This is a genomic window from Arcobacter sp. s6, assembly GCF_040884245.1.
Taxonomy (GTDB): domain Bacteria; phylum Campylobacterota; class Campylobacteria; order Campylobacterales; family Arcobacteraceae; genus Aliarcobacter.
In genome coordinates this window covers 18,799-41,953 of record NZ_JBEVTN010000017.1, presented here as the reverse complement: position 1 = coordinate 41,953, position 23,155 = coordinate 18,799, and the positions used below count along the sequence as shown (strand labels likewise).

Sequence of the window (23,155 nt, the reverse complement as noted above, 5' to 3'; positions counted from 1 at the left end):
AAGGGTCAAGAAGAAACTTCTTGACCCTTTAAAGATATTATTAAATCTGTAGATTTAAAGATTACCCTAAAAATGGATTTGCATATAATGCAATCATAGCAACAACAAGTGCATAAATAACTTGTGCTTCGATCATCGCTAAAGCAATGAACATAGTTGTCATTAATTTTCCACCTAAACCTGGGTTTCTAGCAGTACCAGCAATAGTTGCAGCAGCAGTATTACCCATACCAATAGCACCACCAAGTGCAGCAAGACCTAATCCAATTCCAGCAGCTACTACAGAGTAAGCTTTTAAAGTTTGGTTAGCAACTTCACCATCAGCAGCGAATGCAACAGCAGCAATAGCTAACATTAAAAGAACGATTTTTTTCATTCTAGATCCTTATATTTTATTAGTTTCAAAGTCCGTTCGGCTTGCGTATCCCTACTTAACACTTTGTTGGACGTGATTATATATTTTTTAAGCTAAAAAAAAGCTAAAATTTATAATTTAATTTTTTACGAAATTCTGTTATAATCATCTCAATTATTAAAAAAGGATACAAATGAAAAAACTATTTTTATTTTTAACAATTATAATTATACTTATTATAGGTTCAGTTTATGGGACTTTATTTACAAAATATGGGAATGGAATTATTGCTTCTTATATAGAAGGAAAGGTAAATAATGGACAAGAAGATGTTAAATTAAAAGTAAATGATTTTAAATTAACATTTAATACAATTAATTTTGATGCAAAAATAAATGATGATTCTCAAATATTAATTTCAGGAGATTTGGCAATTTTCAAAAAAAGTTTTGATTTAAAATATGATATTAAAATAAATGATTTAGCAACTTTAAAAAACTTAACAAGGCAAGAATTAAAAGGACCGTTTTCAACAAATGGTACAGTTATTGGAGATGAAAATAATGCTGTAATTCAAGGTTTTACGAATATTGCACTTAGTGAAACTAACTATCACATAAATTTAGTTAATTTTGAACCTAAAAATATAAATGTAGATTTAAAAGATGCAAAAATTGAGGAGTTACTAACTTTATTAAATAAACCAAATTTTGCAAATGGTACTTTAAATATTGCAGCAGATATAAAAAATATAAATGTTACAAACTTAGATGGAACTGTAACAGCTAGTATTTCAAAAGCTAAAATAAATAATGATATTGTAAATAAAGAGTTTAAACAAACAATTACTTCATCAATAAATTTAGAAACAAACATAAACGCATCTCTTTTAGGAAAGAAAGTAGAAATAAAATCAGAATTAATATCTTCAATTGCTGATATATTCTTAGATAAAACTGTTATTGATTTAGAAAAAAATAAAACTTTTAGTGATTATAGAATTGATGTTAAGAATTTAAATAAATTAGAAGGTGTTATTGGTAAAAAACTTAATGGAGATTTTTTTACATCTGGAAATATTTTTGTAGAAAACTCGAATATTTCAATTGCAGGTAATACAAATATTTTTGAAAGTACAAGTACTTATAATTTGAAATTAAAAGATTCAAATCTGGAAAATGTAAATTTTAAAATTGAAGATGCAAAGATTGAAAAGCTTTTTCATATGTTAAATGAACCCGTATATGCAACAGGAAATTTAAATATTGATGGAGATATTAAAAATGCAAAAGTTGAGAATTTAGATGGTTTAATCACTACAAAAATAAGTGAAGGTAAAATTATAAATGAGGTTGTAAATACTGTATTTAAACAAGAGATAAAAGATACAGTAAATTTTGATTTAAATGTTGATACTTCATTGGTTCCTAATCAAGCTATTTCAAAAGCTAATTTAAATTCAACTTTGTTTGAAATAGATATAAGTAAAGCTCTTTTTGATTTTAATGAAGCTTCTTTTAACAGTGATTATTTAGTAAAAATAGCATCATTAACAAGGTTGATAGATTTTACAAAAACTAAATTAAGAGGAGCTATGGATATTAATGGAAATATTCAAAGCAAAGAAAACTCTTTAATTATAGATGGAAATTCAAGTATTTTAGGAGGAGCTTTAAATTTTAATTTAAATAACGATGATTTAAGTGCAACTCTTAATAATATTGGAATAAAAGAATTAACTTATATGCTATATCAACCCGAAATTTTTGATTCAAAAGGAAGTTTCAAAGTTGATTATAATTTATTAGTTAAAAAAGGTACTTTAAGTGGAAATCTTACAAATGGGCATTTTTTAGAGAATGATTTTTCAACTTTGATTAATCAGTTAGCAAAATTCGATTTAACAAAAGAGATTTATGAAACAGTTGCTATTAATAGTGATATTAATGATACGATATTAACTTCAACTGTAAATATGAAAAGTGCTAACACTCAAATTAATATTAATAATTCAGTTTTTGATACTCAAAATAATACAATTGATGCAAAACTAGAAGCTAATATAAAAGATATTGTATTTAATGTTAATATAAATGGAAATACTTCAAATCCTAAAATCTCATTTGATACAAAAGATTTATTAAAAAATGAAATTGATAAACAATTAGAGAAAAATCAAGATAAAATTGAAGAAAAAATAAATAAAGCTTTAGGTGGGAAATTAGAAGAGGGTAAAGCAAAAGAGCTTTTTAAAAATCTAAAATCAATATTTTAGATATATTTTATATTATGAAATAGAGTTTCTCTCTATTTCATTTTTTTGTAGTACTTAAAGACATAGCACTCCAATCTAACATTCCCCCTCTATACCACATTATTTTATCAGCTGGATAACCTAACTCTAAAAGGTAATTAATAGTTTTTCCAGAAATAGGGCACCATGGGCCATTACAAAAAAATACCACAGTTTTTGCATTTGTAAAATCAAATATATTTTTTTCTAAATCTACTACTTTTATTCCTAAATTTGAATATGCTTTATTAAATTCTTCTTTAAAATCCTCATCATAAGCTAAGTCTTCAAATGGAACATTTAGTGCTGATGGAATAGTTTCATCTTTAAACCATGCAGATTTTCTTGTATCTATTAAAGCATATTTTTTAGGTTCTTTTGAAGACTTATTATGAATGAAGTCTAATACTTCTATTTCTGCTAGAGTTTTGATTTTATCATTTATATAAAGTGGCTGTATAACTCCTTTTGTTGTTATAAAAGTTCTTTTACACTCTTTTGCAATATTTTTTTCTATATTTTCATCATTAAAACTTTCTGGACTCATAGGTATATTTATGCAGTTTTTATCTACAACTCTTTGTATTTTAAACTTTTCTTTTTCTCCATTTAAATATATATGTTCAACATCAATATCCATATATTGTAATGAGATAGGATTCGCTGCATTTGCATAAATAATAATAAAAATTAAAAGTAGTAGTTTTTTCATTTTGATTTCCTTATGTTTAATAAGTAAGTATAGAAATAAAAGCTTAAAAATGAGATTAATTTACAAATTTAAATATTGTTATGATAATTATTATCATTTTAAGAAAAATAAAAGTTTAATTTCGGTTTAATACTTTAATGATAATTAATATTAGTATTAATATAAAAACAAAAAGGAAATATATGATAAATTTTACTAAAAAGGCTTTAGTTTCTTTTTCTATTGTAACTGCTCTTGCAATAGGTTCTAACGCAGCTTCAAATGAAAAGACTTCAAAAACTGCTTCTATTTTAGATGCATATTCAAATATTGCATTAGCAAATTATAATGATGCATTAAAAGATGCAAAATCTTTAAAAATGGCTATTGATACTTTTGCAAAAAGTCCAACACAAGCAAATCTTGATAATGCAAAAAAAGCTTGGTTAACTTCAAGAGAATCTTATGGTCAAACAGAGATTTTTAGACTTGCAAATGGTCCTGTTGATGCAGAAGAAGGATGGGTTGCTGAATCTTATGGTGCTTTAGAAGGGCAATTAAATGCTTGGCCACTTGATGAAAATATGATTGATTATACAATTGATGCAAATGGTGCTAAAACATCTGGAAATATTATTGATACTGTTGGTGTATTTAATCCAGGAGGAGAGGGTGCAAGTGCTATTGATGTAAGTACTATTACTCCTGATGCTATAGCTGCATTAAATGAAAATGGTGGAGATGCGAATGTTGCATCTGGTTATCATGCTATTGAGTTTTTATTATGGGGACAAGATCAAGATTATTCTAACTTCTTAAAAGATAGTGTAACTCCTGGAGCTATGAGTGCTGGAAATAGAGCTTTAAGTGATTTTACAAGTGAAAAAAATGCAGATAGAAGATTAGCTTATTTACAAGCAGCAAGTCAAAAAGTTGTAAATGATTTAGAAGTAATCGCAAGTGCTTGGCAAAAAGAGATTAAAGGAAATGCAGGTTTATATCAAGCAGCTTTAAAAGGTCAACTAAAAGGTGATGATGCTTCAAAAAATATAAATTCAAATGATGCTTTAAAACAAATCATTGCAGGAATGGGTGTATTTGTTAAATCTGAACTTGCAAATGAAAGAATTGCAGTTGCTGTTTTAACTCCAAGTGAAGAAGATGAACATTCTTGTTTTTCTGATAATACACACAGAGATATTGCAAATAATTATTTAGGATTTAAAAATATTTTAACAGCTTCTTACAACGGAGAGAAATTTGGTAAATCACTTTTAGATTCACTTGATAAAGAATCAAAAGCTAGAATTGAGAAGTTAATGGCTTCAATTGAAGCAAAAATTACAAGTATTGATGAAGTTGCACGTACTAAAGAGCATTTTGATTATCAAATAAGACCTGAAAGTGCTCAATCAAAAGTGATTGTAAAACTTAAAAATGAGCTTAGAAAATTAGGTGATGAAATGGTTCATGTTGCTAAAGCTAATAAAATTGATTTAAGTACTGATGATGTTACTGACCCTGAAGAAACAAAAATTTAATTTATTTATAAAAACTATTTTTCTAAAAAGCCTTGTAGCATTTTTTGCTACAGGGCTTTTTGCAGTTGATAGTCATAGTAAATTTTTATCAAGTGATAAAGATAGTTCTTTATTATTAAAACCTTTTCCTAGTTTAAATGATGAACAGTATGATGAGTTTATTTTGGGAAGAAGTTTTTTTGTAATTCCATGGGTTGAAGCTCCAAGTATTACGACTGCAAGAGATGGATTAGGACCACTATTTAACGCAAATACTTGTGTTTCTTGTCATCCAGCAAATGGAAGAGGAACACTTTTAAATGATGGTTTGACTTCTAGATCTTTAATTGCAAGATTATCTATTGATTCAGATAGTTTAATTAAGAGCGATTTACATAAAAGCTTATTAGAAAAAAAAGGTTTTATTCCTGAACCTACTTATGGGAATCAATTAGCAATGAATGGTATACATGGTGTTGATTTTGAAGGAAAAATAAGAATTGATTTTGAAGAAGTAAATGTGCATTTTCCTGATGGAGAAAAACAAATTTTATTAAAACCAAAATATAGTTTAGAAAATTTAAACTATGGTCCTTTAAATAACAATGCAAATGTCTCATATAGAATTGCACCAACTCTAAATGGCATTGGTTTAATCGAATTAATTTCGCAAAAAGATATTTTGGCAAATGTAGATGAAAATGATAAAGATGCTGATGGAATATCTGGACGTGCAAATTATGTATATTCAAATATTACGAAAAAAGAAGAATTAGGAAAATATACTTGGAAAGCTAGTGTTGCTTTTCTAAAAGAGCAAGTTGCAGGTGCAGCTTCAAATGATATGGGCTTAACAACTTCAATTTTTCCAAATGAAAATTGTACTGAATTCCAGAAAGCATGTAATGAAGCTGATAAGGCAAAAGATGCAATTGATTTACCTGATGAAAGATTAGATGCAGTTACATATTATTTAAAAAATATTAAAACATATGATGCAAAAAAGACAAAAGAGTATAATGAAGGTTTAGAAATATTTGAGCAAATTTCTTGTGCAAAGTGTCATATAAGTAGTTTTGATACAAACAAAGGTTTTAAAATCTCTCCTTTTTCAGATTTTTTATTACATAATATGGGTGAAGAATTAGCAGATGGAAGAGTTGAGTTTAAAGCAGATAAAAATGAATGGCGAACAGCACCTTTATGGGGCTTGGCTTTACATGAAAAAATAAATAAAGAAAAGCCTAGACTTTTACATGATGGAAGAGCTAGAACTTTTCAGGAAGCTATCTTATGGCATGGTGGTGAAGCCTCTAATAGTAAAGAAAACTATATGAATTTACCAAAAGAAAAAAGAGAAAAATTAATTAAATTTTTAGAGGAATTATAATGAATAGATTAATAAAAAGAGTACTGTTTTTACTTGTAGCACTTACAAGTATGGTTTTTGCAAATGAAAGAGTACTGATAAATGTGATAAATAATGTATCAATCCCAAATGTTCAAAAAACAATAGATGATGCAAATATTTTGAAAAATGAATTAAATGAAAAGAATTTTACAAATTTTCTAAAATCATGGAAAAAAGTAGAAGCCTTATATTTAGCAGGTGATTTAGATGAAGATTATCTTGATACTCCAAGATATATTGATGTTTTCAATAATCTAAAGGAAGATTTGAGTTCTCAAATGCAAAGGGTAATAGAATCAAAAGATGAGCCAAAAACAGCTTTATTTAAAAACTCATTTAAAACTATAAATGCTTTAGAATATGTACTTTTTTCTAATAAAGAAATTTCACAAAGACAAAAAGAGATTAGTGTTGTGATTTTAGATTCTATTATTTCTCATTTAGAAAATATAAATGAAGTTTATAAAAACTATTTAACAGTAAAACCAAAAGATGAAAAATGGGAAAATGCTTTAATTCTTAATTCATTAATTGCAAGTTCTTATAGATTGAAAGAGTGGAGAATTGGAAATGCAAGTGGAAATTCAAGTAAGTATAAAAATGATGCAAAAAATGATAGAGCAGAGTACTTTTTAAGTCAAAACTCTTTTGCTGCTATTGATGCTATTTTAGATGCACACAATGAAGTTGTTTTAAAACATAAGTATGATGATTTTGCAGGATTTGCTATGGATAAAGGTGCTGCAATTCAATTATTATTTGTTATTGATAAAATTGCTGAGATGAAAGCAGAGTTAAAAATTCTTCCGAAAGATGATTTCACAAAAGCAAATAAATTATTTACTATGGCAAAAGATTTACATAACGCATATTATGTATCTTTGATTGAACAATTAAGTATTGTTGGAAAAATTTTAGACGCTGATGGAGATTAAAAATTGAACTTTACAACTGTTGATTTTTTTGCATTTGAATATTTAATAAATCCTGATAAAAGACTGTATTGGGGGTATTTATTAAGTTCAATACTTATAGCAATAATTTATTTTTATATTACGAAAAAAAATAATAGATTAATCACATCTTCAAAACTTTGGTTACATCCAAGTGCAAAGCTAGATTATTACTATTTTTTCTTATCTTATTTTATAAATCTGTTTTTATTGATACCTTTTATTATAAGTGCAAAAACAATCGCCTTAGAGGTAAATAGATTTTTGTATAAACAGTTTGATTATTTTGAAAATAGCTTTTTTTCTTATGGAGAAATAATATTATTATATACCATAACACTTTTTTTAGTAAGCGATTTTACAAGATATTGGCTTCACCGATTTTTACATACGATTCCATTTTTATGGGAATTTCACAAAGTTCATCACAGTGCAAAAGTTCTAACTCCTATTACTTTTTATAGGGTTCATCCTGTTGAAAACTTTCTTTTTGGATTGAGATATTCTTTTAGTATTGGAATAGTTACAGGGATCTTTATCTATTTATTTGGTGCATTGATTGATATTTACATGGTTTTAGGTGTTAATGCTTTTTTGTTTTTCTTTTCATTAATAGGTTCAAACTTGAGACATTCACATGTTCCTATTTCTTATGGAAGATTTATAGAAAAGTGGTTTATTTCACCAAAACAGCATCAAATACACCACAGTAAAAAACATTTTAATAAAAATTATGGTGGATATATTGCTATTTGGGACAGAGTTTTTGGAACACTTTGTTTATCAAATAGTGTAAAAGTTATGAAATTTGGATTAAGAGTTGATCAAATGAAAGATTATCTTTCGTTAAAAGATTTAATTTTAAGACCATTTATAAATTTAATAAAAAAAAGGAGGATTAATGAAAAATTTAAAACAATTTATGTTTATATTTTTTCTAGGAACAAGTATAAGCTTAAGTGCAAATGAGGATATATCAAAAGAGACTTTGGGAGAGGTCTTGTTTTTTGATAAAAATTTATCATTTAATAGAACACAATCATGTGCCACATGTCACAATCCAAATGCAGGATTTGCAGATGATAGAGACAATGGAATCTCAAAAATGGCATCACTTGGAGATGATAATAAATCACTAGGTGATAGACAAGCTCCAACAGCTTCATATGCTAAGTTTTCCCCTAAGTTTCATTTTGATGAAAAGAAACAAAAATATATAGGTGGACAGTTTTGGGATGGTAGAGCCTCTACTTTAGAAGAGCAAGCAGGTGGCCCACCATTAAATCCAATTGAAATGGGAATGGCTAGTAAAAAAGATGTAGTTGATAGAATCAAAGAAAATGAGTTTTATGTAAGTTCATTTAAAAGTCTTTTTGGAAATGATATTTTAAATGATGATGAAAAAGCCTATGATGCTTTAACTCAAGTTATAGCTTCATTTGAAAGAACTGATACTTTTTCACCATTTGATTCAAAATATGATAGATATTTAAAAGGTGAATATGATTTAACAGCTCTTGAGGACTTAGGAAAATCAATATTCTTTTCAAATAACAATAACTCATGCGCTACTTGCCATGTTTTAAAAGGTGAAGATAAAGAGGGTGAAACATTTACAAACTATGAATTTCATAATATTGGAACACCTGCAAATAATAGTTTAAGAACTAAAAATGGTGTAAAAGTTATAGATGATGGATTACTTGCAAATACCCTTGTAAATGATATAAATGAAAAAGGAAAGCATAAAGTTCCAACACTTAGGAATGTAGCAGTTACAGCACCTTATATGCATAATGGTGTATTTTCTGATTTAAAAACTGTAGTAGAGTTTTATGATAAATATAACAATAAAGATAGAAATATTAATCCTGAAACAAATAAAGCTTGGGATGAACCTGAAGTTAAAGAAACAATATCTTTAAAAGAGTTAAAAGCAAAAGCGCAAAGTGATAGAAAAAATGAAGCTTTGGTGGCTTTTATGAAACTTTTAACAGATAAAAAATATGAGCATTTATTGGAAAAATAGTGAGGAATAGTAGGAGTGTTTAGAAGAGTGTTCTTACTCTTCTAAACGCAGTTATCTCTTTTTACTTGTTGAATCATCCAAAATACATCTGAGATTGATTCATCAAGTGCATGGGCTTGTTTTGCTAAAACTTCATTATTAGAATTATTTGCATTTTCTATAATAATATCTTGCATCCCTTTATGCACATTTAAGTGAACTTCTTTTAAATGTTGCCAATTTTGTGTTTTTGTGAATTCTTCATTTTTTTCTTCTGATTGTATAATCCATTTCCCTAGTTCACACTCTGTTTCTTTTACAACAGTCCACGTTGTTTTTGAACCTAATTTAACACAATTGTTATTTTTAAAATTTACGTGATTTAATTTCAATCTATTTAAAAACATAGTTAAGTCCATATCACAAACTTGTTCAAGTGCTTTTTTATCAAATTTTGCATGATTTGCTGTTTCTAATAGTTTATAAGACAATGATTGTATCTCTTTTGCCATAATATTTATATCAGATGCTGCTTGGGCATTTTGTTGTGTTGCTTGGTCAAGTTCAGTTACTGCATCATTAATTTGTTCAATTCCTGCTTGTTGTTCTTTACTAGCTTCTGTTATACTGTTTATTAAATCAATTGTATTATTTATATTATTGTTTAATTTTGAATAACCTTCAATCATTTGAGATGCTATTTCTTTTCCATGATTTGCTTTTGATGTTGCATTTATAACTAAGTTTTTAATCTCTTTTGCAACATCAGCGCTTCTTGCTGCAAGATTACGTACTTCTCCTGCAACAACTGCAAATCCACGTCCAGCTTCTCCAGCAGTTGCAGCTTCAACAGCTGCATTTAATGAAAGGATATTTGTTTGGAAAGCAATTTGATCGATTAAAACAATAGCATTATTAATTTCATTTACATGAACATTAATCTCTTCCATTGATAATGCAGTTTCATCTGCTAGTTTTCTTCCTTCATTTGTTGCTATGTTAACTTCTTTTGCAAAAATAGCCATTTTGTTTGTATTTTCTGTATTGTTTATTATTGTACTTGTAATTTCTTCTAGTGCAGCAGCTGTTTCTTCAAGTGATGCTGCTTGTTGATTTGAAGAAACAGATAAATTATTTGAAGCAACTGTTAGAGTTTCAACATTTTCATTTAATGCATTTGCAGTTATGTTAATCAATGCAATAAACTCAGAAACAGAACTTCCTAATGCTCTAATCCCCAATAATAAAGAACCTGTCTTCCCACTTAGATTAGAAGTTTTTACTTCATATGCAAAATTTGCATTTCCATATTCTGTTAATATTTCAAGTGAATAATCAATATCTTGATTAAATTTATCCATACTTTCATTTATAAGTTTTGCAACTTTTGCAACTTTAGGATCATTCGGCATTTTTTGTATTTTATAACCTAGAAAACCTATTTTTAGTTTTTCTAAAACATCTATTATTTCATTTCTTATTTCATTGTCTTCATTAGCACTTATATCTTTTACTTCGCATCTCTTCTCTAATTCTTCTAATTCTGTTTTAATTTTTGAAAAATTTTTATTTAAATCAAATAATAAAAAAGAACATATTCCAATAACAACTATTGATACAATCCATAAAGCAATATTATTTGCTAAAAAACAAGCAATTAAAACCAAAACTGACAATATTAAAAATAAAAAAATAGATTTATTTTTCAAAAATAACCTCCCGTTAAGTAAATTTAAGGGATATATTATACATTAAATAATCTTTTTAAATGTTAAGAAAAATGAATCCCTCTTCAATTTTATTTTCATAAACATTCGTACAACCAGTATCATTTCCTAAAGCTTCACCACTTGCTAGGTCTATTTCCCAGTTATGTAAAGGACAAGTTACTATTTTTTCATGAACTAATCCTTCACTTAATTTTCCTTTTTTGTGGGGACAAATATTATTTATTGCAAAAATAGAACCATCTCTTGTTTTAAAAATTGCAATCTCAATATCACCAATTTCTACTTTTCTTGAACCCATTAAAGGTATATTCTCAACTTCTGTAATTTTGTACCATTTTGACATTTATATTTCCTTTGCTTCAAAACTATGAGATTCTTCTGGATTAATTACTATTGATGTAAACTCTTTTGTAGTTCCATCTTCAATAGCTTTTGCCCAAGGGTCTACTTGTGCTGATTTTTGTGATATTTCAAATCTTTTTGCGTAATATTCTCTTTTTTCTTTATCAAACATAACATCTTTTACATATTGTAATCCAACTCTTTCAATCCAATGAGCAGTTCTTTCTAAATAATATGCATCTTCTCTATAAAATTGCATATAAGCCTTTGTATATTCAAATAACTCTTCATCTGTTTCTACTTTACATAAGAAATCAGTAACTCTAACTTTGATACCACCATTACCAGCAACATGAATTTCCCAACCAGAATCAACACCAATAATACCGAAGTCTTTGATAGTAGCTTCAGCGCAATTTCTTGGACATCCTGATACTGCAATTTTATATTTATGTGGTGTCCATGAACCCCAAGTTAATTTTTCTAGTTTAATACCCATATTCATAGAGTCTTGTGTTCCAAATCTACAAAAAGTATTACCAACGCAAGTTTTAACTGTTCTTAACCCTTTTGCATAAGCTTGCCCTGATACAAAGCCACAATCATTTAAATCTTTCCACATAGGCTCTAGTTGTTCTTTTTTAACTCCAAGCATATCAAGTCTTTGACCACCTGTAAATTTAACAGTTGGTACATCATATTTAACTGCAATATCCGCAATATCTTTTAATTCTTGAGGTGAAGTAAGTCCTCCCCAAATTCTTGGAACTACTGAATAAGTACCATCTTTTTGGATATTTGCATACATTCTATCATTTACTAAAGCAGATCTTCTATCATTTTTATATTTATCATCGTTATATTTAACTAATAAGTAATAGTTTACAGCAGGTCGGCATTTCGAACAACCATCTTGTGTTTTCCATTCAAGTTCTTTAAAAACATCATAAACAGTTTTAAATTCGCCATCATTAATAGTTTTTTTAATATCTTTATGTCCAAGTGTTGTACAAGAGCAAATTCCCTCTTCACTTGCATTATACTCATCACCTAATGTATTTACTAAAATTTGTTCAACTAGGCCTAAACAAGAACCACATGAAGCTCCAGCTTTTGTACAAGATTTTACATCACTAAGAGATTTTAAATCTTTTTCTTTAATAGCGTTTACGATATCACCTTTGCAAACACCATTACATCCACAAACTTCTTCATCATCACTCATAGCATTTATATCATTTCCTCCATGACCTGCATCCCCTGAAAGTGCTGATTTTCCAAATAATATCTTAGTTCGTAAATCTGAAATATCAGTATGCTCTTTTAATAGTTTTAAATACCAAGAAGCATCGGCTGTATCTCCGTATAAAACTACACCAATGATTTTGTTATCATAAATTACAAGTTTTTTATAAACACCCACTTTTTCATCAAGTAAGATTAAATCTTCAGTTGTAACATCACCTAAATAATCACCAGCACTAAACAGATCAACACCTGAAATTTTGAGTCTTGTTGATAAAGTTGAGCCTTCATAAGCTTCTGTTTTTTTATCTGCAAGTACTTTTGCTAAAACTTTTGCTTGCTCATAAAGTGGCGCTACTAATCCATATGTATTTCCATTATGTTCAACACATTCTCCAATAGCAAAAATTGAATCATCACTTGTTTTTAAGAAGTCATCTACAACAATTCCTTTATTACATTCAAGCGAAGCATCCAAAGCTAAAGCTTTATTTGGGATAATTCCAGTTGCAAAAACTACTAAATTTGAATCAACAGATGTTCCATCAGTAAAGCTTACTTTTTCAACAGTTTTTTCACCGCTTATTTCTTCAATAGTTGTGTTCAATTTAAACTCTATTCCATAAGATTCAAGGTTTTTTTGTAAAAGTCTTCCTCCTGTTGAGTCAAGTTGTTGTGATAAAATCGAAGAGCTTCTATGAACTAAAACAGTTTTTATTCCATGCATTGCAATACCATAAGCAGCTTCAAGTCCAAGAAGTCCACCTCCTACCACAACTGCTGTTTTATCTTTTGATATTGTTCCCATAATAGAATCAACATCAGCTTTTGTTCTAAAAGCAATTACATTTTCAAGTTCACTTCCTTTTGTTTTAGGAACGAAAGCATTTGAACCAGTTGCTATTAGAAGTTTGTCATAAGATTCAATTTTTCCACTTGCACTAGTGATTGTTTTATTAGTTTTATCAATAGAAATTACTTTATCACCTTTGTTTAAAGTGATATTATTTTGTTCATACCAAGATTGATGATTTATAATTGTATCTTCAAAAGTTTTTTCCTCTGAAAGTATGTATGACAACATAATTCTATTGTAATTTACATATGGTTCTTCACCATAAATTGTAATATCATATTTATCTTTTTTTAATTCTAAAAGGTCTTCGATGGTTCGAAGTCCACTCATTCCATTTCCGATAACTACTAATTTCTCTTTCATAAGTATTCCTTTTTTTTCTTCTATGATAATTATGTCAAATTACTTGAAGTTTTTGTAGAAAAATATGTATATAAAATAATCAATTAACTTAAATTTAAATTAAATATTAGGCATTATTTTATTGTTTGATATTTAAAATGCTTTTTTATGCTTTGTTTTACATTAAATTTTTATTATTTAATGATGAGTAATAAAATGATAAGAAATAGTACAAAAGATATTCCTTGCCAAAAAATCACAGGATTTCTTTCTATTATTGCAGCTTTCTTTTTATTTAGATATTTTTTATTTGGATGGTATAAATCATATATAAATTCTGATATTTGATCGTATCTTTTATTTGGATTTACTTGTAAGGCTTTTTTTAAAGTTTCATCAATCCATACTGGAAATTTAGGATATAAAGATTTGTAAACCAATCTATTTTGAGCTGTTTTATTTTGGCATCTTGCAACTTGAACTCCATATGGAAGTTCACCTGATAACATTTGGTAAACAATAACTCCCAATGAAAATAAATCACTTTTAGAAGTTCCATTTTCTTGTAAAAAATACTCAGGTGCAGAATAAAGTGCTGTTCCTTGGAGATTTTCTTGTTCTAAGTTGATATTTGATTCAATTAATCCTTCAACTCTTGTTGCTCCAAAATCAATTATTTTCACACAGTTATTTGAATCAATCATTATATTATGAGGTCGTAAATCTTGATGTATCATTTCTAGCTTATGAAAAGCATTTAAGCCTTTTGCAATTTGCTGTGCTATGTCTCTTACTATTTCTATTTTTGCTTTTGGATTATCAGTCATCCATTGGCTTAGTGTTTGACCTTGAATATATTCAGTGATATTATAAAGATAATCACTTTCCCTAGTTGAAATATAGGATTTAACTACATTTTCATTATTGATTCTACGTGCTATCCACTCTTCTAACATAAATCTTTCAAGATATGCTAAATCATCTTTTAAATCAATTGATGGAATTTTTAATGCAAGTAAGTCTTGACTTTGAATATCTTTTACAAGGTAAATATGACTTCTACTGCTATGACTTAATTCTCTTATAATTTCATATCCATCAAATGTCATTCGAGCTTCTAAAATAGGAGGTAAAATTCTTTTATTCACTTGCTTTTGAATTTCATCTACATTTTTTAAAGCAAGATTATCAACCTTTAAAATTTGAATTGTTAAGTTATCATCACTTTGATTTACATAGGCTAAATCAGAAATCATCTTTGCAGCAACTTGTAAATCTTCAATATTTTCATTTACTATTTTGATTAGTGTTTCATTCGATACATATTCATAAATTCCGTCTGTCATTAAAAGAAAAATATCATTTACTTCAACATCTATTTTTTCATAATCTACATTTAGATTTGTATCCATTCCCATAGCACGACTTAGATAACTTTTTTCTTTTGAAATCCAAACTCTATGATCTGTTGTAAGAATTTCAATATTTTCATTTCTTATTCTATAGATTCTAGCATCACCCATATGAAAAATATGTGCAGTAGTTGATTTTATAATCATTGCACTAAATGTGCATACATAACCTTTGTTTAAATCTAAGTGATATTTATCTTGTCTATTTTGAGAATATAACCATGAGTTTGTGGCAGCCATTACTGTTTGTGCAGATTTTTTTACAGTCCATGAGTCACTAGTTGAGAAATAATCTTCTAAAAATGAAACTACAGAAATCTTACTAGCTTCTTGGCTTACTTCACTACTACTAATTCCATCGGCAATTGCAATTGCTACACCTTTACTTGTAAGTTGAGGTTCATTTGGAATATGTACATCATGGAAGTCTTGATTTATTTCTTTTCGACCTTTCGTTGAATATTGACCTATTGATACTTTTAATTGATTATTCATTTCACTACTTTTTAGTAATTTTATAAAGCCTTTATATTTGTAAAGGCTTGAAAAATCACCATAAATAAGTTTTTATATATAACTCATAGGCTTTGCCCATGAGTTAAGTATTATTTACTTAAAGTTCTTTTCGTTCCTGTTTTAACGTGTGTATAATAAATCGCTAAACCAACAAACACTAAACCACCAACTAAGTTACCTAAAGCAACTGGTAATTCATTCCATAATAAATAATCAGAGATTGTGAAGTTACCACCCATAATTAAAGAGAAAGGAAATAAAAACATATTTACAATAGAGTGTTCAAACCCCATGTAGAAGAACAGCATAATTGGCATCCACATTGCTAACCATTTACCAGAAACAGAAGTTGAAATCATAGCTCCCACAACACCCATAGAAACCATCCAGTTACATAACATTCCTCTAATAAATACCGTTAACCATCCATCAAATCCATGTGCAGCATAACCAACTGTTCTTGACTCACCAATGGTTGCAACTTTTGCAGCAATTGCTCCACCATCTGTATTAAATCCATAAGTAAATACAAATGCCATCATAACAGCCACTGTAAATGCACCTCCAAAATTACCAAGTGCAACTAATCCCCAATTTCTTAGAATTTGACCAATTGTAACTCCTGGTCTTTTATCAATCCATGCTAATGGAACTAATGTAAATACACCTGTTAATAAATCAAATTTCATTAGGTATAACATAATAAATCCAACTGGAAATAATAATGCTCCTAATAAAGGATTAGCCGTTTGTGTGGCAACCGTAATTGCAAAAACTGCAGCAAGTGCTAAAATAGCTCCTGCCATATACGCTCTAATTAATGTATCTTTTGTAGACATGTAAATCTTCTGTTCACCAGCATCTACCATTTTAGTAGCAAATTCAGATGGTTCTATATATGCCATAATAATCTCCTTTTTTGTTTCTTGTAGTCTTATTTTTTACATAAAGAATTAAAACAAGAAAAGTGAGGAAAAAAATGTGAAAAATAGATTTTTCTGTATAAATTATAGACAATCAAGAAAATATAAATTGTTTATATTTATTTATAATAAAAATAAAAAGGTAAAATAATTAAAAAATCAATCATCTATTTATTTATGTTTTTTTTACTGTCACTATTTTTTATAATAGGTTACACCATAAAAAATTCTTATACTGTTCAAGAACAACTTTTAACTGATAGTTTAAAAAGTAAAGCTATTGCAATTTTTGATTTAATAGTAGATATGAGACATTGGAATGCCCAATACGATGGTGTTTATGTAAAATCTGAAAAGCTAGAACCAAATCCATACTTAAATCCAAACTCAATAAAATCTGAAAATGGTGAAACAATGGTTTGGGTAAATCCTGCATTTATGACAAGACAAATATCTGATATAGCAAGCAAACGAGATGGCTTTAAACTAAAAATAACAAGTAATAAATTAATAAATAAAAACAATGCTCCAGATGAAGATGAAAGAAAGATTTTAGATCAGTTTGACAAAGATCCAAGTATTCCATATTGGTGGGAAATAAAAGATAATGAGTTTAAATTTATGGGTGCACTTAAAACTGAGCAAGAATGTCTTCTTTGTCATGCTGCACAAGGTTATAAAGTGGGTGATATAAGAGGTGGAATTAGTGTAACTTTTGATGTAAAAAAAGAGTTTGAACAACTAAATGAGATAAATAAAGATAAAGAACAAACTATAATTTTTCTAATAATTGCTGCAATTGGAGCAATTATTACTCTACTTATACATGAATATACAAAAAGATTAAATGAGCAAAAAATCTCAAAACTAAATGAATCATTGGAAATAAAAGTAAAAGAGCTTGATGATTTTAATCAAACATTACATAATAAAGTAAAAGAAGAAATCGAAAAACAAAGGGAAAAAGAGAATCTTTTAATACAGCAATCAAAACTAGCAGCCCTTGGAGAAATGATTGGAAATATAGCTCATCAATGGCGTCAACCTATCAGTGCTGTAAGTGCCATAATGATGAATATCAAATGGACAGCAATTTCTCAAGGTGTAGATAAAAAGTTTTTAGATGAAAGAATGAGTGAAGCAAATGAACAGCTTAAATATATGTCTCAAACTATTGATGACTTTAGAAACTTTTTTAAACCAAATAAAGAAAAAGAGTATTTTAATTTAAAAAATGAAGTTAAAAAAGCGTATAAAATTTCCCAAGAATCTCTGCTTTACAATAATATAAACCTTCAAATATTTTGCTCAAGAATGATTACAGTTTATGGTTATGCAAATGAGTTTTCACAGGTTGTTTTAAATCTAATATCAAATGCAAAAGATGTTTTAATTGAAAGAAAGGTTGAAATTCCAAGAATTGAAATTCATATTTCACAAGATGACGAATACATATATTGTGAAATAAATGATAATGGTGGAGGAGTAGAAGAAAAATATATAAATAGAATTTTTGAACCATATTTCACAACAAAACAGCATCAAGGAACAGGGATTGGTCTATATATTTCAAAGGAAATTATTCAAAAACATATGCAAGGAAGTTTAGAAGTTAGAAACTTAAAAAATGGAGCAAGTTTTATAATTTGTCTACCTATAAAAAAGGATGAAAATGCAAACACTTGAAAGATTAAAAAACAAAACAATTTTATTAGTTGAAGATGAAAAAGTAATAAGAGAAAATATAGCTTCAATGTTGAAATTTTTTTTTAAAGAAGTTTATGTAGCTATTGATGGATATGATGGTTTAGATAAGTATGAAAACTATCTACCTGATATTGTAATGACAGATTTAAAAATGCCAAATATGGGAGGTTTTGAGTTATTATCAGAAGTTCAAAAAAGAGCTAGTAATGCATATACAATAATAGTATCAGCGCATACAGATACGGAATTTCTAATAAAAGCTTTACATAGTGGAATAGATAGATACATAATAAAACCAATAACAGAAGATGAACTTTTTGAAGCTTTTAATGCATATTTTCAAAAGATAGATAAGTTACTTCCTTTAAGTGTAGAGCTTCAAACAAATATGTATTTTGATTTAAATAAAAATCAAATTATATTTGAAGGTGAAGAACTACACTTAAATAAAAAAGAAACTCTTTTAATGAAACTTTTATGTAGTGATATAAATAAAACTTTTTCCTATGAAGAGATAGAGTATCAAGTATGGGGAAGTGACTCTATGAGTTTATCTGCCATACGAAGTGTAGTTAGGGACTTAAGAAAAAAAATAGGGCAGGATTATGTTGTGAATATTTCAGGTGTTGGGTATCGCTTGAAATGATTCTTCCTAAATTTTAATTTCATTAACTTTGTATTTTAAATACATTTAATTTTATATGAAATAATTTGTTTATAAAATAAATTATATGGAGTTTAAATGAAAAAGTTAATATTACTAATATTTTCAATTATAATAACTATTCTTTTATCTGGATGTTGTCATTTTTGGTTTTTACCAGCTCCACCTCCTGTAGTAGCACCAGCTCCTATTATAATAAAACCGGGGCCTCCTTTTAGATAAGTGAGAGTTTTTAAGTAAAAAAGGTTAAGCAATAATGCTTAATCTTTAATCTTTAATTTTGAACTTTCTGAAGCTTTTTGAACTAAAATTGATTCATTTTTTATAACAATATGCTCCAATACTCCACTTATTTCTTGTTCTTTTAGTTTTATTCCATTTGGAACTTTAGCACTATGAAGTTGAACAGCACATTGTTTGAAATTTGGCTCAAAGGATTTTGGGTCAAACTCTGCTTTTGTGATTGTATTTATTAGTTGCTCGTTATAGTGAAATGGTACGAAGATACTTCCTTGTCTTATATTTTGTGATTCTCTTACGATAATATCACTTATTCTTCCTCTAATAGAACTTATATCTATTCTATCTCCACTTGAAACTTCTAGTTTTTTTGCATCAAGAGGATTGATCTCAATCCAAGCTTCAGGTGCAAGATCATTTAGTATTGAGATAGTTTTTGTTTTTGTTCTCGTGTGCCATTGTTCTACGGTTCTTCCTGTATTTAGTGTAAGTGGAAAAGAGATATTGCAAGGCTCACTTAATGGTAACCAATCAAGAGCTAAAAGTTTTGCTTTTCCATCATCCGTAGGACAAGGCATATCTTCATCATATAGTCTTGCTTTTCCTTTTGGATACTTTTCATTACATGGCCATTGGATTCCTCCTAGTTCTTCGATTAGTTTATAACTCATACCTGAGTAATCACAAAGTCTTCCAGAACTAACTTTTTTCCATTCATTAAAGGCATCTATTGGTTGTTCCCAATTTGGGAATAGCTTTTCATTTACACCTTCAAAATATTTTGAAAACTCTAATACAATATGAAAATCACTTTTTGTATCTGCAAGTGGCTCAACAGCTTTTCTTGCATAGTTACATCTTCTTTCACTATTTGTATAAGTTCCTTCTTTTTCACTCCAAGTGGCAGCAGAAAATACCACATCTGCTTTTAGTGATGATTCACTTTTAAAGGCATCTTGTACTACAAGAAGTTCAAGTTTATTTAGCGCACGTCTAAGTCTTTTTTGATCAGGAAATGATACCAATGGATTAGTAGCAACTAACCATAAAGCTTTTATTTCTCCACTTTCAATAGCATCTATAATTTGTGGATATGAGTATCCTCTTTTTGTTGGAACATCTTCAACTGGAACATTTACAAGTGTTGCATACTCTTGCCTATCATAAGAGCTTGCAAAATTTCTATATCCTGGTAGTGATGAGGTAAAACCAGTTTCCCTTGTACCCATAGCATTACATTGTCCAGTAATAGATAGCGCAGTTGCACCTTGCTTTCCAAGATTTCCAGTAATTAAAGCTAAATTACAAATTGCACTTACTGTATCAGTTCCTATTGAGCTTTGATTTACTCCCATTGTCCATGCACTCATAGCTTTATCAGCCTTTGCATAAACTCTTGCTAATTCATATAAATCTTTTACATCAATACCTGTAATATTTGCTACATCTTGTGGTTTATAGTTCTCAAAAATATGTTTTCTAAACTCTTTATATCCACTTGTGCGCTCAGCAATAAATTTTTCATTTTCCCAACCTTGCTCTAAAATAATGTAACAAAGGGTATTCATAAGAGCCAAATCACTTCTAGGATTTATAGGAACATACATATCAGCCATATTTGCAGTTTTGAAAATCTCGGATCAACTACTATTATAGTTGGTTTTTTACCAGTGATTTTTTTGTTTTTTGCAATATGAAGTTTTAAAATAGGATGATTATCTGCAATATTAGCACCAATTAGCATTATAACATCAGCATGGGAAAAGTCTTCATAAGCACCAACAGGACCATCACTTCCAAATGTTTGTTTATATCCCATAACTGCACTTGCCATACAAAGTGTAGTATTTCCACAGTAGTTATTTGTTTTAAGCCCTAGTTGAATAAACTTTCCAAGTGTATAAAACTCTTCTGTTAGAAGTTGTCCTGTTGATACTATTGAAACAGCACCATTTCCATATTTAGCTTGAATCTCTTTAAATTTATCACTTGTCGTTTTAAATGCTTCATCCCAAGTTGAAGACACTAATTGTCCATTTTTACGAACCATTGGACTTGTGTATCTATTGTCACTTAAAACCATTTCATGTTCACTTAAACCCTTTGGGCAAAGAGTTCCTTTGTTTACAGGATGAGCAGGATCTCCTTTTGTATAAACTGGCTTTCCATCTTTTACACCAATATAAAGTCCACATCCAACACCACAATATCCACAAGTTGAACGAACCCATTTATCAGGAGCTTTAGCAAGAGCTACTTTTCCAAATTTTTTATCATCAGTAAGTGCATATTTTTCATTTTTTATATCTACACCTAAAAAATCTTTTAGATTGAAATTTTTTAATTTATTTATCATGACTACCTCTTTGATTCCCTGCGAAGAAATTTCCAGCAAGTCCCAGTGCAACTGCTGTTTTATAAAATAAAAGTCTTGATACAATTTCACTTGAAAATGAAATAATAAGTGAAAGAGTTAAAACTAATATTGTTGTAGAATAATTCCCACTTGCAAGTAATAACATAGCAAGTAATGGTAATCCTAACGCTCCTATATATAAAGACCTAGCTCTAAAATCTGTATGTTTAGCAAAATGTTTTTCATATAAGATTTTTGTTTTATTTAGTTGATAAAAGTTTTTAGTTTTATCATCTAGATTCAGATAAAAATCTGTTTGTTTTTTTAACTCTTCATATTGAAAATATGCAATAAATAAAGCAAATGGTAGAACAACACCTGCTGTTGTAAACTGTTCATTTAAAACTAAAATCAAAGAGATAAGTAATAATCCAATATATGAAACATAGAAAAATATTTTTGTAGTCTCTTCTTTATTCCAAGATGGTCGCGCTTTGATTCTATAAATCATAGATTGGGCATAAATACCATAAATACCAAGAGCTAAAACACCTAGTTCTATAAAAAATCTAAACCCTTGCGAAACTTCAAAGAAGAATAGGGCAATTAAAAAAGTTAGTCCTCCTGCATATAATCCTAAAGCTAAAGCTTCTCTACTAAGCCATGAAGTTTTGATATTTTTCATAGCAGTATAGGCTAAAATAGGGCGACCTAAATGAAGTGCAGATAAAGGCAATCCAATGGCAGCTGGTAAAAATACTGCAATAATCATAGCTAATGATGGAGCTGCTAAATCAAAGCCAAGAAAATTTATAAATTCTCCTAAAACTAAAGCTGCAAAACCACCAAATGAGATTTGAGTTAAAACTGTCATAAATACTAAAGGCCATTCACTATGATTTGGTTTTATTATATGAGCATCAGCAGGTGTCATATCTTGTGTTTCATTTATCGTATATCTTGTTGTTGGTTTTGTGATATCAATATCAGGAAGATTTGGAGCGATTCCAAATTCTGCCATATCTTTTTCTAACCATTCTTTTACATTTACTATTTCAATAGCAATTGCTCCTGATGGACAGGCTTGTACACAAGCAGGAGTTTGACCAACATCTAGTTTTTCATGGCACATATGACACTTAGTTACTATTCCTCTATCAACATTGAATACTGGAACTTCATATGGACAGTTCCAAGTACAGTATTGACATCCAATACAAGAATCATCATCATGAAAAACAATACCATTATCAAATTTTATATATGAGTTTGTTGGGCATCCTATTAAACACTCAGGCTCGATACAGTGATTACATGACATTGAGTTAAAGTGATTTTTTACATTAGGAAAAATTCCACTTTGAGTTTCTCCTACTCTTCTCCATTTTATATCTGCATCATTTCCATTTTGCTCATTACATGCAACTTCACAACAATGACATCCAATACAAGCAACCGCATCAAAGTGAAATCTATATTGTTCTCCTTCTTTGGGTTTTGGTATATCTATTGAGTAGTTTCCACATTGCATAGAGGTGTCTGCTTTATGTGCTAAAAAACTCTCTAATGGTGTTTGTTCATTTGTACTCAT

General features: G+C 28.6%; 19 protein-coding genes. 9 read left to right on the top strand and 10 right to left on the bottom strand.

The genetic code is table 11. The annotated features are described in order from the left end of the window. Nucleotides 1-61 precede the first annotated feature (61 nt). Nucleotides 62-376 carry a F0F1 ATP synthase subunit C gene (locus ABVS04_RS11405; RefSeq protein ID WP_108558306.1) on the bottom strand — a complete coding sequence of 105 codons (315 nt, stop codon included), beginning with the start codon at nt 374-376 and terminating at the stop codon, nt 62-64. A gap of 172 nt (nt 377-548) precedes the next feature. Here ABVS04_RS11405 and ABVS04_RS11400 point away from each other — a divergent pair, with 172 nt between their 5' ends. Further along, on the top strand, nt 549-2,630 hold the full coding sequence (locus tag ABVS04_RS11400) for a hypothetical protein (protein WP_368030857.1): 2,082 nt from the start codon (nt 549-551) through the stop codon (nt 2,628-2,630). Nucleotides 2,631-2,667: 37 nt separating this feature from the next. Here the strand turns inward: ABVS04_RS11400 and ABVS04_RS11395 are convergent, their stop codons facing one another. After that, nucleotides 2,668-3,360 (bottom strand): rhodanese-like domain-containing protein, encoded by a 693-nt coding sequence (locus ABVS04_RS11395; protein WP_368030856.1) that lies wholly within the window; start codon nt 3,358-3,360, stop codon nt 2,668-2,670. A 182-nt stretch (nt 3,361-3,542) separates the two neighbouring features. Here ABVS04_RS11395 and ABVS04_RS11390 point away from each other — a divergent pair, with 182 nt between their 5' ends. The 5 genes from ABVS04_RS11390 to ABVS04_RS11370 are packed head-to-tail and all read left to right on the top strand — an operon-like array spanning nt 3,543 to nt 9,252. Next, nucleotides 3,543-4,880 (top strand): imelysin family protein, encoded by a 1,338-nt coding sequence (locus ABVS04_RS11390; protein WP_368030855.1) that lies wholly within the window; start codon nt 3,543-3,545, stop codon nt 4,878-4,880. Continuing rightward, a complete protein-coding gene (locus tag ABVS04_RS11385) occupies nt 4,849-6,249 on the top strand; it encodes a di-heme oxidoredictase family protein (RefSeq protein WP_368030854.1) in 1,401 nt (466 codons plus the stop codon). The genes ABVS04_RS11390 and ABVS04_RS11385 overlap by 32 nt, the downstream gene beginning before the upstream one ends. Further along, entirely contained in the window at nt 6,249-7,205 is a 957-nt protein-coding gene (locus ABVS04_RS11380) for an imelysin family protein (RefSeq protein ID WP_368030853.1), read from the top strand. Before ABVS04_RS11385 ends, ABVS04_RS11380 begins: the two co-directional genes overlap by 1 nt. Nucleotides 7,206-7,208: 3 nt before the next feature. After that, nucleotides 7,209-8,192, top strand: coding sequence for a sterol desaturase family protein (locus ABVS04_RS11375; RefSeq protein ID WP_368030851.1), 984 nt, complete (start codon nt 7,209-7,211; stop codon nt 8,190-8,192). Further along, complete coding sequence (locus tag ABVS04_RS11370; RefSeq protein WP_368030850.1) at nt 8,125-9,252, top strand: cytochrome-c peroxidase; 1,128 nt, start codon at nt 8,125-8,127, stop codon at nt 9,250-9,252. Before ABVS04_RS11375 ends, ABVS04_RS11370 begins: the two co-directional genes overlap by 68 nt. A 41-nt stretch (nt 9,253-9,293) precedes the next feature. Here the strand turns inward: ABVS04_RS11370 and ABVS04_RS11365 are convergent, their stop codons facing one another. The 5 genes from ABVS04_RS11365 to ABVS04_RS11345 all read right to left on the bottom strand — a co-directional run bounded on the left by ABVS04_RS11365 (nt 9,294) and on the right by ABVS04_RS11345 (nt 16,579). Further along, nucleotides 9,294-10,940 carry a methyl-accepting chemotaxis protein gene (locus ABVS04_RS11365; RefSeq protein ID WP_368030849.1) on the bottom strand — a complete coding sequence of 549 codons (1,647 nt, stop codon included), beginning with the start codon at nt 10,938-10,940 and terminating at the stop codon, nt 9,294-9,296. 55 nt (nt 10,941-10,995) lie between these two features. Next, entirely contained in the window at nt 10,996-11,304 is a 309-nt protein-coding gene (gene nirD, locus ABVS04_RS11360) for a nitrite reductase small subunit NirD (protein ID WP_368030848.1), read from the bottom strand. Beyond that, on the bottom strand, nt 11,305-13,767 hold the full coding sequence (gene nirB / locus ABVS04_RS11355) for a nitrite reductase large subunit NirB (RefSeq protein WP_368030847.1): 2,463 nt from the start codon (nt 13,765-13,767) through the stop codon (nt 11,305-11,307). It lies immediately after the preceding gene. A 173-nt stretch (nt 13,768-13,940) separates the two neighbouring features. Then, nucleotides 13,941-15,653, bottom strand: a complete 1,713-nt coding sequence (locus ABVS04_RS11350; protein WP_368030846.1) for a protein kinase — start codon at nt 15,651-15,653, stop codon at nt 13,941-13,943. A gap of 110 nt (nt 15,654-15,763) precedes the next feature. Then, nucleotides 15,764-16,579: a formate/nitrite transporter family protein gene (locus tag ABVS04_RS11345; protein ID WP_368030845.1), complete on the bottom strand. Its 816-nt coding sequence runs from the start codon at nt 16,577-16,579 to the stop codon at nt 15,764-15,766. Between the two features lie 195 nt (nt 16,580-16,774). Between ABVS04_RS11345 and ABVS04_RS11340 the strand changes: the two genes are divergently transcribed. From ABVS04_RS11340 to ABVS04_RS11330, 3 genes are all read left to right on the top strand, one after another. Further along, entirely contained in the window at nt 16,775-18,283 is a 1,509-nt protein-coding gene (locus ABVS04_RS11340) for a DUF3365 domain-containing protein (protein WP_368030844.1), read from the top strand. After that, nucleotides 18,270-18,950: a response regulator transcription factor gene (locus ABVS04_RS11335; protein WP_368030843.1), complete on the top strand. Its 681-nt coding sequence runs from the start codon at nt 18,270-18,272 to the stop codon at nt 18,948-18,950. The genes ABVS04_RS11340 and ABVS04_RS11335 overlap by 14 nt, the downstream gene beginning before the upstream one ends. Before the next feature lie 96 nt (nt 18,951-19,046). After that, nucleotides 19,047-19,190 (top strand): hypothetical protein, encoded by a 144-nt coding sequence (locus tag ABVS04_RS11330; RefSeq protein ID WP_368030842.1) that lies wholly within the window; start codon nt 19,047-19,049, stop codon nt 19,188-19,190. 38 nt (nt 19,191-19,228) lie between these two features. On the opposite strand, the gene ABVS04_RS11325 is transcribed toward ABVS04_RS11330, so the two are convergent. From ABVS04_RS11325 to ABVS04_RS11315, 3 genes are read right to left on the bottom strand one after another with little or no spacing between them, the layout of a single operon-like run. Then, nucleotides 19,229-20,824, bottom strand: coding sequence for a molybdopterin oxidoreductase family protein (locus ABVS04_RS11325; RefSeq protein ID WP_368030841.1), 1,596 nt, complete (start codon nt 20,822-20,824; stop codon nt 19,229-19,231). Further along, nucleotides 20,800-21,564 (bottom strand): molybdopterin-dependent oxidoreductase, encoded by a 765-nt coding sequence (locus tag ABVS04_RS11320; RefSeq protein ID WP_368030840.1) that lies wholly within the window; start codon nt 21,562-21,564, stop codon nt 20,800-20,802. Before ABVS04_RS11320 ends, ABVS04_RS11325 begins: the two co-directional genes overlap by 25 nt. Next, the gene (locus ABVS04_RS11315; protein ID WP_368030839.1) at nt 21,554-23,155 is read right to left on the bottom strand and encodes a DmsC/YnfH family molybdoenzyme membrane anchor subunit; all 1,602 of its coding nucleotides are present in this window, start codon (nt 23,153-23,155) and stop codon (nt 21,554-21,556) included. Before ABVS04_RS11315 ends, ABVS04_RS11320 begins: the two co-directional genes overlap by 11 nt.